The organism is uncultured Streptomyces sp. (genome assembly GCF_947488945.1).
Classification (GTDB): domain Bacteria; phylum Actinomycetota; class Actinomycetes; order Streptomycetales; family Streptomycetaceae; genus Streptomyces.
The window spans coordinates 185,592-200,756 of record NZ_CANLBS010000009.1 but is presented as its reverse complement, the minus strand read 5'-3'; the positions used below and the strand labels follow the sequence as shown (position 1 = coordinate 200,756).

The window sequence follows — 15,165 nt, the reverse complement described above, 5'->3', positions numbered from 1 at the left end:
GGCCCGGTGGCATAGGCGCCGCGCCGCGTGTCCGGCCCTGGCGGGCGGGGCACGCGGCGCGGTGGTGTGCGGGCCGGGGACCCGAGGGGGCGTCCCTGGCGGGTCAACCGGATCAGTGGCGCGGGCGCCTGCGGAACTTCAGGGCCAGGCCGGTGGCGGCCGCCAGCAGCGCGCCGCCGGCGACGAAGCCCATGCCCGACGGGCCGCTGCTCGCCAACTCGCCCCCGCCTCCATGACCGCCGCCACTGCCGTGGCCGCCGTCGCCGTACCCTCCGCCACTGCCGTGGCCGCCCCCGTCGCCGGAGCCGCCGCTGCCGTAGCCGCCGCCACTGCCCTCCCCGTACGGGTCGGACGGGGACGGGTGCGGGTGCCCGGTCGGGGGAGGTGTGGGCCCGGTCGGGGTCGGGGGCGAGGTGGGTCCGGTGGGCGTCGGGGTGGGTCCGGTCGGCGTCGGCGTGGGTCCGGTCGGGGTCGGGGTCGGGGTCGGTCCGGTCGGCGTCGGAGTCGGCGTGGGGGTCGGGTCCGTCGGTGTCGGAGTGGGGGTCGGCGTCGGGGTCGGCGAGGGGTCTCCCAGGTCCGAGCAGTCGATGTCCGCGGCGAACGGGAACTCGTGGATCTCACCGGCGTTGACCACGTCCGCGCCACCGTCGATCAGCGGGCCGGCGATCAGCTCCTTCGCGATGACCTGGCCCTCCAGGTTCGACGCGTCGATGTCGGTCACCCTGGCGCGCGGGGCGTAGATCGTGCCTTCCAGCGAGTCGCCCTCGGTGATCGTGATGTCGGTGGCGTCCGGGAAGTTCCACAGGATGTAGGGGGCCTGGTCCCCGGAGATCCCCGCCAGCTCCGGAATGCTCCAGGAGTACACGCCGCCGGTGCCGCTGGTGTCCACGTTGACGACCAGCGGGGTCGAGGCGGTGGGCAGGTTGTCGAAGGTCAGCTCGGAGAGGTTGTTGAGGTTCTCGCCGGTGATGTTGAGGACGTTGGTCTGCCCCTCGGTGAGGGTGATGAAGGCGTTGGTGCCCGCCGGGATGTCGTCCTGGTCGGGCAGCGGCTGCCCCTGGTCGTCCCGGAGCAGGACGTTGGTGGTGCAGGAGGCGATGTCCGTCGAGCGCTCGCGGTAGGTGGTGAAGAGCGAGCCGAAGTCCATCAGGCCGCTCTGGTGGACGTTGGCCTCGTCCTGGTGGACGGTCGTCTCGATGCGGGGCGTGGAGTCGTACCCCGCCCCCTCCACCACCTCATGGGTGTTGACCTCGGCACCGTTGGCGTCCTCGTCCAGGGCGTCGCTGCCGGTGGGGTCGCCCACCTTGAGGAGGCCGTTGCTCAGGACGCGCAGCACGCCCTGCGGCGAGCCGGCTCCCCAGTTCACCGCCCCGCCGACCAGCAGCGTGGTGGGGGTCGTGTCGCCCGGGGCGACGAAGGTGCCGGGCGTGTTCAGGCCGACGTTGTAGCCGGGGCCGATCGTCAGATCGCCTCCGATGGCGACGGCGCCCTCGGTCTCGGTGCTGCCCAGGGTGGCGTCACCCTCCACCACCACCCCGAAACCGTTGCTGCCGGCCAACGGGTTGCCCGAGTACGCACCGAAGGCGGGCCCGGTCACGGCGAGGCAGACGGCGGTGCAGGCGGTCAGGGTCATCAAGCGTGCTCGACTCATGCGGCGGACCGTAGGCAGGTGCCCGCACGCGACCTGCGGCACCGCTCCGAGGGCGTCGCTCGTACGAGTGTGCGGCAGTCGGCCGGACGGACCGCCGTCCCGGTCCGCAGGGCTCCGGGACGTGTCCGCGTGCGGACCGCGCGGCGGGACGACCTCCGTGCCGCCCGCGGGAGTTGGGCCGGGAAAATTCTGTGAATAGCACCCGTGTGCGTCGAACGGGAGAGTGCGGGCGGGGACAATGGGCGGGTGATCCCTTCCGACGCCCTCGCGCCCTCCGCGGACATACGCGCCCACTTCGTCCACCGACTCAACATGGCGCTGCGCCGGCCGTCCTTGTGGGGCGACGAGGCCGTCCTCCAGCTCATGTGCGAGGACCTGCTGTACGTCGAGGGCCGCGCCGGCGCGTGGGCCGAGCAGCGGGCGGAGTGGGAGGCGCGCGGGGCCTGGTCGCCGCTCGGGGCCAAGGGCGCCTTCACCCGGCACCTGCACCTCCAGGGACACGAGTACGCGGTGGCCTCCCTCTACGCGGAGCTGGCCCACCGCGCGGGCTGGCTGCGGGCCGACCGGCTGCTGACCGGCGACGAGTACGCCCGGCTGCGTGCGACGGTCCGCGACTGGACGGTGGAGCGGGACCGCGACTGGACGGACGTCACGACGGCGTTCGGCCCGCCCTCGGTCCGCTTCGGCGGCTCGGACCCCCGCTACGGCAAGGCGCTCGGCTACGCCACCGCCGACCCTGCGGACCCCGTGGTCACCTTCCACCTCTGGAACGGCACCGCCCCCGGGGCCGCCTACACCTGGCCGCCCGAGCACACCCAGCCCGTGCTGCTGGCGACCCGGTGGGGGTCCGGGCCCTTCCCCCAGTCCTTCGCCTTCACGCCGGAGGGTGAGCGGCAGCGGCCCGCGGTCTCCGAGACGGTCAGCCTGTTCGACTGACCCGTGCGGGCTCCTGACGGAGCCGGGGTGCTTCTCCGAAGTTCGCCCGCCTGTACGGGCGTTCGGACTGCCGTGCGGGCCAGGGGGCGCGTAACGGGCGTGAGAGGTGGACCGGGGGCGGGCGGACGGCGTCCGGAGGGTGAACTCCGCGGCAGAACGTGGCGTTTGCCGCCAACCGGCCCACAGGAGAGGACAATGACTCGGGCGGTCCGTTGCAGAGGTGGAGCAGCCTCTCCCGCGCCTTCTGCTGAGGAGGTCCGGTGATGGACGGCTCGGAGACGGGGAAGACCGCGACCGGTGAGGGTTTCCGTGCGCTGGAGCGTGCCCAACTGACGCAGGCGGCACGCGACTTGTTCGGTACGTTCGGGTACGCCCGGACGACCACCGAGGCGCTCTGCCGACGGGCGGGCGTGCCGGTGCGCATCCTGGAGGAGGAGTACGGCTCGCTGGAGGGCCTGCTCGTCGCGCTCCACGACCAGGTGACCACCAAGGGGCTGCGGGCTGCCGAGGAAGCCCTGTTGGCCGAGGGTATGGACGACCTTCCGATGGGCCCGCGCACCAAGATCCTCTTCGAAGCCTACGTGAAGGCGGTCACCGAGGACCCGCACGAGGCCCGGGTCACGTTCGTCGAGGTGCTGGGCGTCAGCCACCGGGTGGACGCGCACGTGAAGCGCTGGCGCGACGTGTGGGTGGACTTCCTCACCGGCGAGGCCCAGCGCGCGGTGGCGCGCGGCGAGGCGGAGCCAGGGGACCACCGGGTCACCGTGATGGTGACGGTGGGCACCGTGCACGAGTTCATGGCGCACTACGCGCGGCGCTCCCGGCGGGCCCAGCCGGCCGAGGTGTCCGAGGAACTCGTGAAGCTGGCCCTGTCGATGCTGGGCATCACCGCGGGCAGCGTCAGCGAGGAACCGGCGCTGTAGGGCGCGGGGGCCCGGCCGCGGCACCTGCTCCGTAGGGCAGGCCGAGCCCCCACGCCTGGTGCATCGCGTCCGCGAACGCGGCGGCCAGCTTGTGCTCTCCCGACGGGCCCGGATGGGTGCCGTCGTAGGTGTCGGCACCGAGGTCGTAGCCGGCCGGGTGCGAGGCGAGGAGCAGGGGCGAGGCCGGCTGGTCGAGGTCGGCCACGGCCTTCGCGAGCAGGGTGTTGAAGCGCTCGCACTCGGCCGCGAACGGCGCGTCGGTCAGCGCCCGGACGTTCGGTATGACCGGCAGCAGCACCGCCCCGACCGAGGGGTTGGCCCGGCGGGCCGCCGCGACGAACGCGCGGGCGTTGGCCGCGGTCTGGTCGCTGTCCGTGTAGAAGCCGAGGTCGATCAGACCCAGCGACACCAGCAGGACGTCGGCCCGCGTCGCGGCGACCGTCTCCTCGATGACCGGTGCCAGATGCAGCCAGCCCTGGCCCCAGCCGGCGAGATGGCGCCGGGCGTCGGGCGGGAAGCCGGGATCGGCGTAGGCCGTGGAGAGGGGGGCGTCGGCCTCCGTGTCGTGCAGGGCGGTGCGCGGTCCGACGATGGCGTAGCCGCCCTCGCCGAAGGACGCTTCGAGGTGGCGCCACATGCGGTAGCGCCAGGTGAAGTCGCCGGCGCGACCGACGGTCATGGAATCGCCGACGAACAGAAAACGCATGCCGTCATCATGGCCGATCCAGGCGTCACGCTGCGACGTGATGATGGACACTGGCGCCATGCGCGCCTCTCTCACCGCCCTCGCCGGGCTGCTCCTGCTCGCGGGAGCCGCGGCCCCCGCCGTGGCCGACGACGGCGGTCGCGCGGACCGCTCCTTCACGATCGAGGACCCGCGGATCACCGAGTCCAGCGGCCTCGCCGCCAGCCGCATCCATCCCGGCGTCTACTGGACCCACAACGACAGCGAGGACGGCCCCTACCTGTACGCCGTCGACTCCCGCACCGGGCGGACCGTCGCCACCGTCACCATGACCGGGGTCGGCGAGCCGCGCGACGTGGAGGCGATCTCGATCGGCCCCGACGGGAACCTGTACGTCGGCGACATCGGCGACAACCTGAACGGCACCTGGGACCATGTCTGGATCTACCGTCTGCCGGAACCGAAGGAACTCCGCGACACCACGGTCCGCGCGACGCAGTTCGACGTGACGTACGCCGACGGGGCGCGCGACGCCGAGGCGCTGATGGTCCATCCGAAGACCGGCCGGGTCTACATCGCCTCCAAGAACCAGGACGGTGGCGGCCTCTACGAAGGCCCCGCGGAGCTTTCCACCGGCGGCGACAACGTCTTCCACAGGGTGGGGAAGGTGGGCTGGGTGACCGACGGCGCCTTCTCGCCGGACGGCACCCGGCTGGTGCTGCGCTCCTACCTCGGGGCGCGCGTCCACGACTTCGCCGACGGCCGGATCGGTGCCGAGCACCCGGTGGACGCCCCCTTCCAGGGGCAGTCGGAGTCGGTGACGTACACGGCGGACGGCTCGGCCCTGATGTACGGCTACGAAGGGGCGCGCAGTCGGGTGGAGCGGGTGGACGTCGGGGGCGGCGCGGCCGAGCCGTCGGCGGACGGTTCCGGCTCCCCCTCCGCGAAGCCCACCGAGGGGAGCGGGCCGGCCGGCGGTTCCGGCGGGAACGGCGCGGAGAAGGGCAGCGCCACCGTGGGCGGACTCGTGATCCTCGGCGCGGTGGTGCTCGCCTTCCGCTTCCGGCGGCGGCGCGGCGGAGACTGACCGGCGGCATCCGGCCCTCCCGGACCGGGGTGCGCCCGCCCGGGGTCGGGCGTACGCTGCCGGGTCATGCCGATCAGCGAACCGGACTTCGTCCGGGACACCCGTGCCTCCTACGACCGTCTCGCCGCCGACTACGCGGCCCGTTTCCAGGACGAGTTGGCCGCCAAGCCGGTGGAGCGCGCCCTGCTGGCGGCCTTCGCGGAGACGGTGCGGGCCACCGGCGGCGGACGGCCGGTCGCGGACGTGGGGTGCGGCACGGGACGCGTCACCGCGTACCTGCACGGCCTCGGGGCCGACGTGTTCGGCGTCGACCTGTCGCCCGGGATGCTGGCCGAGGCACGCGGCCGTCACCCCGGACTCCGCTTCGCCGAGGGATCGATGCTCGCGCTGGACCTCGCGGACGGGTCGCTCGGCGGCCTGCTGGCCTGGTACTCCACCATCCACGTCACCGACGACCTGCTGCCGGACGTCTTCGCGGAGTTCCGCCGGGTGCTGGCTCCGGGCGCGCACGCGCTGCTCGGCTTCCAGATCGGCGCGGAGCCCGCCCGGTACGAGGAGGCGTGGGGCCACCGGGTGCGGCTCGACTTCCACCGGCGTACCCCGGAGCGCGTCGAGGGCCTGCTGACCGCCGCCGGGCTGGAGATCCGGGCCCGCACGGTGCGGCAGCCGGACACCGAGGGCGAGTTCCCGGAGTCCACCGCCCAGGCGGTCGTCCTCGCCCGCAGGCCGCTGGATCCCGGCGGCCGGGCCGCGACGGGGCGTTGAGGACGCCGGCTCAGCCCGGCGCGGGGCCGGTGGACCTCGGGGCCGTGTCCGGGCTTCCCGCGCGGACGAGCGCGCCGACGTCCAGGCTCACCCGCCCGCCGATCGAGCCGGGCAGCACGGCCGTCTGTCCGGGGGCGTACACCTGGTGGTTGTCCCAGGCGCCGCCTCCGGGTTCCGTCAGCACATGGAGGCGTCCGTGCTTGCGGTCCAGGATCACGTAGACCGGAATCTTCGCCTCGGCGTAGGCGACCACCTTGTGCCGGAGGTCGCTGGTCCAGTTGCTGGAGGTGACCTCCAGCACGAGGCGGAACACCGCGGGGTCGTAGCAGTGGTTCTCCGCCCGGTGGGCGTCGAAGTCGGCGTCCACGACGGCCAGGTCGGGAATGGCGTAATCCTGCGGGCCGCCCGGCAGCCAGAGTCCGATTCCCTGGATCAGAGCGGTCTCGCCGTCGTCGAGACCCGCCGCCAGGAACGGTCGCATCAGCTTGGTCAGTGCCCGGCCGTGCGGGCCGTCCGGGGGTGGGGCCACGGTGATCAGGCCTCCAAGAATCTCGACACGGTGACCGGGCAGCTGCTCCGCGAGTCGGTTCGCGCTGGCCAGCAGGGATTCCGGTTCACCGTCACAGGGGTACTCGACTGCTGACGCAGACATGACGTCCTCCTGAGGTGACCGGTGCCGATGCCATCATCGTAGGTCGCGGCACCGGCGGGGGCCCGTAGGTCTCTCGCTCACCCCCGCGGGTGACGTCCGTCGCCGGCGTCACGGGCACCCGGACGTGCGACGGCCCCGCGTACCGTCGTGCGGTGGCGGGGCCGTCGGGGCGGGGCGGTGGTGCGGCGGACTACAGCTTCTCGATGACGAAGTCGATGCAGGCCGTCAGGGCCTGGACGTCGGCCGGGTCGATCGCCGGGAACATCGCGACGCGCAGCTGGTTGCGGCCCAGCTTGCGGTACGGCTCGGTGTCCACGATGCCGTTGGCGCGCAGCGCCTTGGCGACGGCGGCGGCGTCGATCTCGTCCGCGAAGTCGATCGTGCCGATGACCTGCGAACGCTTCGCCGGGTCGGTGACGAACGGGGTCGCGTACTTCGAGTCCTCGGCCCAGCCGTACAGCGCCTGCGAGGAGGCGGCGGTGCGTCCGGTCGTGAACTCCAGACCGCCCTGCGTGTTCATCCACTTCAGCTGCTCGTTGAGCAGGAACAGGGTGGCGAGCGCGGGGGTGTTGTACGTCTGGTTCTTCAGCGAGTTGTCGATCGCCGTCGGCAGCGAGAAGAACTCCGGCACGTGCCGGCCGGAGGCGTGCACGCGCGCGGCGCGCTCCAGGGCGGCCGGGGAGAAGGCCGCGATCCACAGGCCGCCGTCCGAGGCGAACGACTTCTGCGGGGCGAAGTAGTAGACGTCCGTCTCGGTGATGTCGACCGGCAGGCCGCCGGCGCCGGAGGTGGCGTCCACGAGGACGAGCGAGCCCTCGTCGGCGCCCGCGACGCGCTTGATCGGCGCGGCGACACCCGTGGAGGTCTCGTTGTGGGTGAAGGCGTACACGTCGACGCCGGCCTCGGCCTGCGGCTCCGGGTGGGTGCCCGGGTCGGAGGAGATGACGGTCGGCTCCGCGAGCCAGGGCGCGAGCTTCGCGGCCTTGGCGAACTTCGACGAGAACTCGCCGAAGCTCAGGTGCTGGGACTTCGACTCGATGAGACCGTGCGTCGCCACGTCCCAGAAGGCGGTGGAGCCGCCGTTGCCGAGAACGACCTCGTACCCCTCGGGGAGGGAGAAGAGCGCGCGCACGCCCTCGCGGACCTCGCCGACCAGGTTCTTGACCGGAGCCTGGCGGTGGGAGGTGCCGAGAAGAGAGGTGCCGGTGGCGGCCAGCGCGTCGAGCGCCTGAGTCCGCACCTTGGAGGGACCGGCGCCGAAGCGCCCGTCGGCGGGCTTGATGTCAGCGGGAATCTGGATGTCGGCCACGAGTCGGAGCGTAATGCCTCCCGGAGACGGCCCGTGACCGTGTCCGTCCGGTGAGACGTTCGCTCCGGTCCGTGGACGCCCCCGCCTCGTCCCGCCCCCGTCCGGGACGGGCGCGGGACCGGCCGGTCCCGCGCCCCGCGGGCGGGGATCAGCCCAGGTCGACCGGCAGCTCGTGCAGGTCGTTCTGCGTCACGATCGGCTTGTTGCGCAGCTCGGACGGGGGCACCGCGAGCTCCAGGTCCGGGAAGCGCTCGTAGAGGGCGGGGAGGGCCACCCCCGCCTCCAGGCGGGACAGGGCCGCTCCCGGGCAGACGTGCGGGCCGTGGCCGAAGGCGATGTGCCGGTTCGGGGACCGGGTGGCGTCGAACTCGCCGGCCGTCGGACCGTACTGGGCCTCGTCCCGGCCCAGCGCGCCGAACGACACGATGAGCGCCTCGCCCTTCGGCAGCACCCGGTCGCCGACCTCGACGTCCTCGGTCGCGAACCGGATGAGCACGTGCGAGGTCGGGGTGTTCCAGCGCAGCGTCTCCTCGATCACGTTCTCCCACGGGATCTCGCCGCTCAGCACCGCCTTGCGCTGCTCGGGGTGGGTCTGCAGCGCCTCGACGACGTTCACGATCAGGCTGATCGTGGTCTCGTGACCGGCCGCGATGATCAGTTGCAGGGTGTTGACGATCTCCTCGTCGGTGAGCTGGTCGCCGTTCTCGGAGGCCAGGATCAGCGCGCTGGTCAGGTCGTCGCCGGGCGCGGCCCGCTTGGCGTCGACGATCTTCGTGAAGAGGGCGCCGAGGTCCGCCATCATCTGCGGCACCTCCTCCGGCGGCGTCTGCGTCGAGAAGAACTTCTCGAACAGCTCCTTCAGCCGGGGGTGGTCGTCCGCCTCCACGCCCATCAGCTCGCTGATGACGTTCATCGGCAGCGGGTAGGCGAACTCCGCCTTGAGATCGACCGTCCCGCCCTGCGGGAGCGCCGCGAGCCGGTCCAGGCTCGCGTGGGTGAGGGCCTCGATGCCGGCCCGCAGCCGCTCCACCCGCTTCACCGTCAGCGCCTGCGCGACCAGCGTGCGGAGCCGGCGGTGGTCCGCCCCGTCGACCGTCAGCATCGAGCGCCCCGGATTGACCAGGCCGATCAGCGGCCAGTCCATCGGGATCTCGCCGCGCTGCCAGGCGTTCCAGACGTTGATGTCCTTCACGACCCGGCCGTCGGTGAGCAGCTGACGCGCCTCGGCGTGGTGGGTGACGGCGTACACCCGGACGCCGCCGGGCAGTTCGACCTCGGCCAGCGGCCCGGCGGCGCGCAGGGCGGCGCTCTCCGCGTCGAGGTCGGTCACGAAGGGATCGAGGACGATCCGGGTCATTTTTGGTCTCCCAGGGCGAGTGTCGGAGTGAATCGCACCGGCAGGTCCGTCAGGCCGCGCAGCCAGGGTGACGGGCGCCGGGTGAGCTGTTCCTCGGGGACCGCGAGGTCCACGTCCGGCAGCCGGTCGAGCAGCACCTCGATGCCGGTGCGGGCGATGACCTCGGACGTCTCCTGGGCCGGGAACGGGCAGCGGTGCTCGCCGTGTCCGAAGGAGAGGAAGGCGTTGTTCCCGCCGGTGAGGGCGGAGCCGTCCGTCCTGACCTGCGGGTCCCCGTTGGCGGCGGCGATGCCGAGCAGCAGCATGTCGCCCGCCCGGATGTGCCGGCCGCCGAGGCGGGTGTCGCGGGAGGCCCAGCGGCCCGCCACGTTCTGGGTGGGCGTGTCCTCCCACAGCACCTCGTTCATGGCCTCGCCGACGCTGTGCCGGCCGCCGGAGAGCGAGGCGGCGAAGCGGTCGTCGGTGAGCATCAGCCGCAGCGAGTTGCCGATCCAGTCGGCCGTCGGCTGGTGGCCGGCGGCCATCATGACCATCAGGTCCTGGGTGACCTCCTCGTCGGTGAACCCGCCGGGGTCGGCCAGCATCCTGCTGGTGACGTCGTCGCCGGGGGCGGACTTTCGGGAGGCGACCAGGTCGGTCATGGCGGCGCCGAGGTGCTGCTGGCCGGCCAGGGCGCGTTCGCGGCCGTCGATCATGTCGTTGAGCGCGCTCACCAGGGCCGCCCCGACCTCGTTGTCGAAGCCGTAGAGCCGTGCCAGGACGAGTGCGGGCAGCAGCATCGCGTACTCCGCGATGATGTCGGTGCGGCCCGCGGCGCAGAAGCGGTCGACGAGGCCGTCGGCGAACTCCTCCGCGTACCGCTTGAGGGCGAACGGGTCGACGCCTTCGAGGGCGTTGCTGATCATCGCCTGCCGCTCGGTGTGCCGGCGGCCGACCGTGTAGAGGATGGAGGGCTGCCTGCGGCCGATCATCGGCAGCAGCGGCCAGCCCTCGGGGATGTTCTCCCACTGGCTCCACAGCTCGGAGTCCCGGCTGAAGAGCACCGGGTCGTTGGTGACCTGGTGGAGTTCGCGGTAGCCGAGGATCAGCCAGGCGGGTATGTCGCCGTCGAGCACGACCGGGGCGACCGGCCCGTGGTCGCGCCGCATGTCCCGGTACAACCGCACGGGGTCGGTCTGGAACCGGGGCCCGGACAGGGGGACGGATCCGTGGGACACGGGGCACTGGGTCATGGAGTGGGCTCCGGGGTCCTGGCCGCGGCGGCGGTGTCCGCCGGTGATCCGGCGGACCGGGCGCGGGCGGAGAGGGCGTGGAGGTGTTCGACGAGCGTGATCAGCACGTACTTGCTGGACGAGCGGTCCCGGGCGTCGCACTCGACGAGCGGGACGTCGGGGGAGAGGTCCAGCGCCTTGCGGATCTGCTCCTCGGTGTGCAGCGGCCCGCCGAAGTCGTTGCAGGCCACGATGAACGGCGTGCCGTGGTGCTCCAGCCGGTCGATGGCGTACCAGGAGTCGGCGAGCCGGCGGGTGTCCACCAGGACGACCGCGCCGAGGGTGCCGGAGAACAGCCGGTCCCACAGGAACCAGAAGCGCTCCTGGCCGGGCGCGCCGAAGAGGTAGAGCACCGAGCGCGCGTCCAGGGTGATCCGGCCGAAGTCGAAGGCGACGGTGGTGGCGGTCTTGGAGTGGACGCCGTCGAGGTCGTCGACCTCCTCGCCCGCGCGGGTCATGGTCTCTTCGGTGTTGAGCGGGCGGATCTCGCTGACGGAACGGACCAGGGTGGTCTTGCCCACGCCGAAGCCGCCGACGACGACGATCTTCAAGCCGTTGTCGGCCGTCGGCCGCAGGGCGTCCCGGTCAGAGGTTGCGGAGTCCAACGAGCACCTGTTCCAGAATGTCGGGGTCGGGGAGCCGGTCCGCGACACGGGCGGTACGGGGATGGCGGGCGCTGATCCGGCCGGTGTCGAGCAGGTCGCACAGCATGATGCGGACGATGCCGACGGGCAGGTTCAGGCTCGCGGAGATCTCGACCACGGCGGTGGGGCGTTCGCACATCCGCAGGATGGCGACGTGCTCCGACTGCATGCCGGGGGCCGGTTCGCACTCGGAGACGACGAGCGTCACCAGGTCGAACGCGGCCGAGTCGGACCGGCTGCGGCCACCGGTGAGGGTGTACAGCCGGTCGGGATCGTCGTCGCGCCCCGGACGGGGGCGGGGCGCCGGGGTCATACGTCCACGGTCTCGGAGGAAGCGGCGTCGGCCGGGCTCCGCGGCGGGGCGACCAGGTGTTCGCCGATCTGCTCCACCAGTTCGCTCATGTTGTGGCCGACGAGGCCGACGTCGGAGTCCTCGTCGGCGACGACCGCGAGGTGCGCGCCCGCGCCCGCCTCCACGATGAACAGCACCCCGCCGTAGAACTCCGCCATCGCGGACCGTACGCCGCCGGTGCCGTCGCCGAACTCGATGGACGCACCGTGCGAAAGGGACTGGATGCCGGCGGAGATGGCCGCCAACTGGTCGGCCTGGTCGACGGAGAGCTCGGGGGTCCGGCACAGCTTGAGGCCGTCGCGGGACAGGACGAGGGCGTGCCGGGCGCCGGGCGTCCGGTCGAGCAGCCCCTCCAGCAGCCAGTTGAGCTTCTCGTCGGTGGTCGCGGTCATCGGGTGTTGCCTTCCGGGTGCGGTGGGGTGGCGCGTACGGCCTTGCTGAAGGTGCTGAAGCGAGCGGCCTGCACCTTCGGGTCGGTGGCACGGCGGGGGGCGCCGGTGCCGGAGCCGCCGCCGTCGGCGGCCGCGGCGCGGGACTCGGCGGCGGCCAGGGTGCGGCCGCGCCGGCGCTGGGGCAGCCCGCTGTCGCCCAGCAGCGGGAAGGAGCCGGTCGATTCGGCGTCCTGCGTGTCCTCGGCCGTCGCCTTCGCCCGGGTGGGGAGCGCCTCCGGGGCGGCCGGGGCCTCCCGGTCGCGGCCGGGGGCGTCGGCACCGGACTCGGCCGCGGCGCCGTGCGCCGGTTCCGGCTCGGCGACGGGAGCGGCGGTCCGTGCGGGGGACGCCGCGGGGACGGCGTCGTCGGTCCGGACGGCCGGGGCTGCCGCCGCCGGGGCGGGTGCGGAGGTACGGGTGATGATCTCCTGCGGCAGCATCATCAGCACGCCGGTGCCGCCGCGCGCGGAGGGCCGGAAGGAGACGGTCAGGCCGTGCTTGCGGGCCAGCCGGCCGACGACGGCCAGGCCGAGCCGGGTGCCGGAGAGGCCGGTCAGGTCCTGGTTCTCGGCGGACACCGCCCGCTCCGCGCGCCGCAGTTGGACGTCGCCCATGATCAGGCCGCTGTCCTCGATGGTGATGACGGTGCCCGCCGGGACCTCCTCCACGTACACGTGCACCTCGGCCGTGGGCGGCGAGAAGTTCGCCGCGTTGTCGAGGAGTTCGGCGAGGGCGTGCATGACGCCCTCGGCGGCGTGGCCGGCGACGGCGACGTCGCTCACCGAGTGCAGCCGGATGCGCTGGTAGCCGCCGATGCGTCCCATGGCGCCGCGCAGGATGGACTCCATCACGATCGGCTTGGCCCAGCGGCGGCCCGAACGGGCACCGGTCAGCACGGCGATGGAGTCGGCGAGGCGGCCCGCCTGGGCCGTGCGGTGGTCGAGGTGGAGCAGGTCGCCGAGGACCGTGTCGTCGTTGTGCCGGTTCTCCATCTCGCGGAGGTCGGCCAGCATGCTCGTGGACAGCGCCTGCATCCGGCCCGCCGCGTTGGCGCAGGCGGCGACGGCGGCGGCGCGCTCGCTCTCGCTGCGCCGGGCGCGGGCGAGCGCGCGGGCCGCCTCGGCGACCAGCTTCTCCCGCTCGGCGGCGGCCTCGGCGGTGACCCGCTCCGCCTCCTCGGTCAGCCGCCTCCGTTCGGCGGCGGCCTCGGCGGCCATCCGCTCCTTCGCGGCTGCGGCGGCGGTGGCGATCCGCTCCGTCTCGGCGCGGGCGGAGGCCTTCACGCGGGCGGTCTCGGCCGTGAAGCGCTGGGCCTCGGCCGCGGACGCCGACACGAGCCGGGTGGTCTCGGCGGTGAACCGCCGGCTCTCCTCGGCCCGCGCGGCGCGCAGGGCCCGCGCGGTGTGCAGGGAATGGACGGAGACGGTGACGGCGGCGGTCAGCAGCACCGCCGCGCATCCCGCCCCCCAGGCGAGCGGGGTGCGTACCCCCTCGGGTGCGGCGACGACGGCCGCCACGCAGGCGAGGCCGGTGAGAGCCGCCGATATCAGCAGGGCCGGCGCGGAAGACCGGAGGGAGGGGCGCAAGCGGAATCCTCGTTGCGGGCGGCGGGAGGGGGCACCAGGCGCGCGCCGGCTGAGTCGTCGACTCAGGGCGGCGGCCTGACAGATTCGGTGCAAGTCGTGGCCACTATAGGAGAATTGACAGCCGATTTGGGAAGCTCAGGTGTTGATTTCTGGTCGGTGTGTGTGGTGTTTGTGGCTGTGCGGGTGGTGTTGTCCGCCGTGTCGGGGGTGACCGGTGGGGCGTACGGGGTCCGGAAGGGGTCCCGACCACGGAGATCCCGGAGGCTCCCGGCGTCCCGCCCGGTCCTCTTGCGCCCGCTCTCGCGTCCCGCCCGGCCCTCCCGCCCGCCCTCCCAGCCGGGTCGGTCCGGTGTCCCGGTCAGGCCCTCGCGCGCCGGGTCACTCCGGCGTCCCCGTCGGGCCCTCACCGGCCGGGTCGCTCCGCATCCCGCCCGGCTCTCCCCGGCGTACGACCTCGTGGGCCAGGGCGACCAGGTTCGCCAGGGCGGGGTGGCCCGGTCCGTCGCGGTGCGCGAGGAGGACCGGGACCGGCGGCGCGTCGGTGAGCGGGAGGTAGACGACCCCGGCGTGCGGGTGCATCTGCGCGGTGGAGGCCGCCGACACTCCGCTGCCCCGCCCTGCGGCGATGGCGGTCAGCCAGTCGTCGGTGTTGGCGACGGTGACGGTGGCCGCGGGCCGGGCGTCGGCCGGCCACAGTCCGGGGGTGGTGGTGCCGGAGACCGTGTTGAGGACCACCGGAGCGCCCGCCAGGTCGGCGAGGGAGAGCCGGGACCGGCCGGCGAGCGGGCCGTCCGCCGTCACGGCGGCCATCCGCGCCTCGGTGAACAGCACCTCGGTCACGAGACCGGGGGCGTCCACCGGCCCGCGCAGCAGCGCCGCGTCCACCTCGCCCCGGGTCAGCCCGGCGGTGCGGTCGTCGATGCGCAGCAGTTCCAGCGGCGTGCCCGGATGCCGTCGCTGCCAGGAACGCAGCAGCGGGGTGGTGTACGGGCCGAGCGCCGACCAGGCGTGCCCGAGCCGCAGCGGCCAGTGGTGCAGTCGCCCCGCGTCCAGGGCCTCGTCGAACGCGGCGACGGCGGCCGCCGCCTTGTCGCGGAAGGCGGTCCCCTCGGAGGTGAGCGCCAGATGGTGGGTGGAACGATCCACCAGCCGCACGCCGAGGTGGGCCTCGAGGGCCGCGAGGGTCCGGGACACCGCGGGCTGGGTCAGGTGCAGCGCGGCGGCGGCGCGGGTGACGCTGCCCTCCTCCGCCACGGCGAGGAAGGCACGCAGGTGCCGGAGCTCCATGTGGCGTCCGGAAGACGGTCCGAGGTTCATGCGTGTGGAGCATAACGGGAGCGCAGAAGGCATTTCACGGGACGCGCGCGGGTCTCTACGGTGGGAGGTGCGCATTCCGTGGTCGGTGCGGTGTACATGACTGTAGAGTGCAGTGTGATGTACCGGCACGGTGAGCCGTCCGGGAGTCCTGGACGGCCCCCGCCACTCGCCCGCCCGTCCCGTCCCGCCCGTCGTGCCG

The 15,165-nt window shown here is 73.3% G+C and carries 15 protein-coding genes; 4 read left to right on the top strand and 11 right to left on the bottom strand.

The window, feature by feature from the left end:
- Window positions 1–112: 112 nt before the first annotated feature.
- Window positions 113–1,651 carry a choice-of-anchor A family protein gene (locus Q0994_RS16955; protein WP_299535339.1) on the bottom strand — a complete coding sequence of 513 codons (1,539 nt, stop codon included), beginning with the start codon at window positions 1,649–1,651 and terminating at the stop codon, window positions 113–115.
- A gap of 246 nt (window positions 1,652–1,897) precedes the next feature.
- Between Q0994_RS16955 and Q0994_RS16950 the strand changes: the two genes are divergently transcribed.
- Window positions 1,898–2,587 (top strand): hypothetical protein, encoded by a 690-nt coding sequence (locus Q0994_RS16950; protein WP_299535336.1) that lies wholly within the window; start codon window positions 1,898–1,900, stop codon window positions 2,585–2,587.
- A 263-nt stretch (window positions 2,588–2,850) separates the two neighbouring features.
- On the top strand, window positions 2,851–3,510 hold the full coding sequence (locus tag Q0994_RS16945) for a TetR/AcrR family transcriptional regulator (protein ID WP_299535333.1): 660 nt from the start codon (window positions 2,851–2,853) through the stop codon (window positions 3,508–3,510).
- On the opposite strand, the gene Q0994_RS16940 is transcribed toward Q0994_RS16945, so the two are convergent.
- Window positions 3,488–4,276, bottom strand: coding sequence for a GDSL-type esterase/lipase family protein (locus tag Q0994_RS16940; RefSeq protein WP_299535330.1), 789 nt, complete (start codon window positions 4,274–4,276; stop codon window positions 3,488–3,490). The genes Q0994_RS16945 and Q0994_RS16940 overlap by 23 nt on opposite strands.
- On the opposite strand from Q0994_RS16940, the gene Q0994_RS16935 reads away from it, so the two are divergent.
- Complete coding sequence (locus Q0994_RS16935; RefSeq protein WP_299535327.1) at window positions 4,275–5,282, top strand: WD40 repeat domain-containing protein; 1,008 nt, start codon at window positions 4,275–4,277, stop codon at window positions 5,280–5,282. The genes Q0994_RS16940 and Q0994_RS16935 overlap by 2 nt on opposite strands.
- A 66-nt stretch (window positions 5,283–5,348) precedes the next feature.
- On the top strand, window positions 5,349–6,047 hold the full coding sequence (locus Q0994_RS16930) for a class I SAM-dependent methyltransferase (RefSeq protein WP_299535324.1): 699 nt from the start codon (window positions 5,349–5,351) through the stop codon (window positions 6,045–6,047).
- Between the two features lie 10 nt (window positions 6,048–6,057).
- Here the strand turns inward: Q0994_RS16930 and Q0994_RS16925 are convergent, their stop codons facing one another.
- The 9 genes from Q0994_RS16925 to Q0994_RS16885 form a co-directional block, all read right to left on the bottom strand.
- Window positions 6,058–6,699 carry a Uma2 family endonuclease gene (locus Q0994_RS16925; protein WP_299535322.1) on the bottom strand — a complete coding sequence of 214 codons (642 nt, stop codon included), beginning with the start codon at window positions 6,697–6,699 and terminating at the stop codon, window positions 6,058–6,060.
- 190 nt (window positions 6,700–6,889) lie between these two features.
- Window positions 6,890–8,008, bottom strand: coding sequence for a phosphoserine transaminase (gene serC, locus Q0994_RS16920; protein WP_299535320.1), 1,119 nt, complete (start codon window positions 8,006–8,008; stop codon window positions 6,890–6,892).
- 148 nt (window positions 8,009–8,156) lie between these two features.
- Window positions 8,157–9,365, bottom strand: coding sequence for a cytochrome P450 (locus Q0994_RS16915; protein WP_299535318.1), 1,209 nt, complete (start codon window positions 9,363–9,365; stop codon window positions 8,157–8,159).
- A complete protein-coding gene (locus Q0994_RS16910; protein ID WP_299535316.1) occupies window positions 9,362–10,597 on the bottom strand; it encodes a cytochrome P450 in 1,236 nt (411 codons plus the stop codon). Before Q0994_RS16910 ends, Q0994_RS16915 begins: the two co-directional genes overlap by 4 nt.
- Window positions 10,594–11,241 carry an ATP/GTP-binding protein gene (locus tag Q0994_RS16905; RefSeq protein ID WP_299535314.1) on the bottom strand — a complete coding sequence of 216 codons (648 nt, stop codon included), beginning with the start codon at window positions 11,239–11,241 and terminating at the stop codon, window positions 10,594–10,596. Before Q0994_RS16905 ends, Q0994_RS16910 begins: the two co-directional genes overlap by 4 nt.
- Complete coding sequence (locus tag Q0994_RS16900) at window positions 11,222–11,593, bottom strand: DUF742 domain-containing protein (RefSeq protein WP_299535311.1); 372 nt, start codon at window positions 11,591–11,593, stop codon at window positions 11,222–11,224. Before Q0994_RS16900 ends, Q0994_RS16905 begins: the two co-directional genes overlap by 20 nt.
- Window positions 11,590–12,024: a roadblock/LC7 domain-containing protein gene (locus tag Q0994_RS16895; protein ID WP_299535309.1), complete on the bottom strand. Its 435-nt coding sequence runs from the start codon at window positions 12,022–12,024 to the stop codon at window positions 11,590–11,592. The genes Q0994_RS16900 and Q0994_RS16895 overlap by 4 nt, the downstream gene beginning before the upstream one ends.
- Window positions 12,021–13,649 (bottom strand): ATP-binding protein, encoded by a 1,629-nt coding sequence (locus Q0994_RS16890; RefSeq protein WP_299535307.1) that lies wholly within the window; start codon window positions 13,647–13,649, stop codon window positions 12,021–12,023. The genes Q0994_RS16895 and Q0994_RS16890 overlap by 4 nt, the downstream gene beginning before the upstream one ends.
- Window positions 13,650–14,027: 378 nt before the next feature.
- Entirely contained in the window at window positions 14,028–14,966 is a 939-nt protein-coding gene (locus Q0994_RS16885) for a LysR family transcriptional regulator (RefSeq protein WP_299535304.1), read from the bottom strand.
- Between the last annotated feature and the right edge of the window lie 199 nt (window positions 14,967–15,165).